This is a genomic window from Pseudonocardia halophobica (assembly GCF_027922425.1).
GTDB lineage: Bacteria > Actinomycetota > Actinomycetes > Mycobacteriales > Pseudonocardiaceae > Pseudonocardia > Pseudonocardia halophobica.
This window is the reverse complement of sequence record NZ_BSFQ01000207.1, coordinates 1-695: the sequence shown is the minus strand read 5'-3', so window position 1 is coordinate 695 and position 695 is coordinate 1. Positions and strand designations below refer to the sequence as shown.

Here is a 695-nt window from a genome sequence, read left to right as displayed (position 1 = left end):
CCCCGGTCCCCTGCCCTTCGAGCCCGCCCGGGCGGTGCCCGGCACGCGCATCGCCAGCCCGTTCGCGGTCACCACACCGCCGGGCGCCGAGGGCTGGGAGAGCATGTACCCGTACTACGCGCTGCTGAGCAGCGAGCGGGCGGAGTTCGAGGACGGCAAGTTCTGGTTCTTCGACGGGATGCACAACCCCGAGCCGCTGTACCCGTTCGACACGATCATGACCGAGAACTGGTGGGTCGCGGTCAGCCAGATGTCCACCCGGGTCTGGCCGATCCCGCTGGCCGGCGGCATCGACCACCGCATCATCAACGGCTACCTCTACATCAGCCCGAACGCCGTGTCCGATGCCGACGAGATCGCCGCGCGCGCCGAGGACTTCGAGGTGCGCGCCGGGCACTACTACGAGAACTGGGACGAGATCTACGAGCAGTGGGTGGCCAAGGCGACCGACTGCATCGAGCGGCTGAAGGGCATCCACTTCGCGCCGCTGCCGGACAAGGAACCGGAGTCCGCCGTCTTCGCCCACCGCGGCCTGTACTCCAGCTACGACCTGCTCACCCGGTACAGCGAGCTCATCCACAACCTGTTCGAGATGGGCTCCTACCACTTCGAGATGCTCAATCTCGGCTACGGCGCCTACCTCACCTTCCGCGAGTTCTGCCAGGCCGCATTCCCCGGGATCACCGACCAGACCA

General features: G+C 67.1%; 1 pseudogene. It reads left to right on the top strand.

The features are described 5' to 3' along the window. Positions 1-695 (top strand): annotated as a pseudogene (locus tag PKE99_RS38180) (PEP-utilizing enzyme); the annotation flags it as partial.